The sequence below is a fragment of the Rickettsiales endosymbiont of Peranema trichophorum genome (genome assembly GCF_004210275.1).
Classification (GTDB): Bacteria; Pseudomonadota; Alphaproteobacteria; order Rickettsiales; family Midichloriaceae; genus RICK02.
This window is the reverse complement of sequence record NZ_SCFA01000013.1, coordinates 1-1,217: the sequence shown is the minus strand read 5'-3', so window position 1 is coordinate 1,217 and position 1,217 is coordinate 1. Positions and strand designations below refer to the sequence as shown.

Sequence of the window (1,217 nt, the reverse complement as noted above, 5' to 3'; positions counted from 1 at the left end):
ACTAATTCTACCTTTTGCATCTGGCCTTAAAACTACATTGCTCATAATCACTCTTTGATATAGTTATTGATTTATATTCCCACTGCTCGGTGATAACATAATCATGCGCTTACGTCAACAACTATATTGCTATAATACATCAATCCCCGGGACATTAAAGTAGCTTAGTGCAATTAAATGGTAATTTAAAATGAGGAACAATAGACGATGTCGCTATAATCTAAACTCCATTCTTGCAAAAACGAGAAATAAAGATAGAGGTACAATAACTAGATGGCTTAGAGTAACAATCGTTCAAAATGATATATAAAAACAATTGTTTAGTGGGATATATATTATTTGAGATTAGCCCACTGCATGTTGACATAAAGGGTGGTAAAGGAGGCATCACATAAACGTTCGTTTATATAACTCATCCCACACCTACATCAAAACACCAAAATCCCGTCACTTAACCAGTCACTCTTTCTATGTAATACTAACCGTCATACAAAAATCATTACGTGACAACATACACACACATCACTTAACAATAAGCTTCTCAACTTCAGCCTCCGATAACCCAGTCGCCTCACTCACCTTCTTCACATCCACTCCCAAACTCACCAAATTCCTCGCTATCCCAATCCTCTCTTCCGCCTTTCCTTTCTCTGTACCTATCGCTATTCCTTCCTCCTTGCCTATCGCTATTCCTTTCTCTGTACCTATCGCTATTCCTTTTTCCGTGCCTTCAGCTATTCCTTCCTCCTTGCCTATCGCTATGCCTTCTTCTATACCTTCTGCTTTTCCCTTCTCTATCCCCTCCTGTCTTGCTTCATCTATGCTGTATTCTTGTCCATCAAGCAACAACCTTGCCCTCACATACGCATCGTATGACTCCTCGCTCCAGTTAAACCTCTCTAGCTCCTTATACGCCTCTAATATGTGCTCGTCCTTCGTACACATAGGCGGCTCCTTCACTTCCTCCGACTTACTTAGAAAAAATAACCACTCGTCTTCTATGCCACTGAGCTCATCTTCCCCCTTCTTAAACTTCGGCAGTTCTACGAAAACATACGACAATGCAAATAGGTGCCTCTCATTACTCTTCTCTTCCCTCGTCGTGTGGTAACTGATGCACCCTATGTTATCTCCAAACAGCTTCTTGTTCTTCATGATACTTACCACTATTACAGGTAATAACTCCCCGTGAAACATTCCCTTCTTTAATTGGGATA

1 protein-coding gene is annotated in these 1,217 nt (G+C 40.5%); it reads right to left on the bottom strand.

Annotation, left to right across the window (positions count from 1 at the left end; genetic code table 11):
• Positions 1-522 precede the first annotated feature (522 nt).
• Positions 523-1,217 (bottom strand): PD-(D/E)XK nuclease family transposase (locus EDM53_RS00555; protein WP_130121389.1); only part of this gene is annotated, 695 nt, incomplete at its 5' end.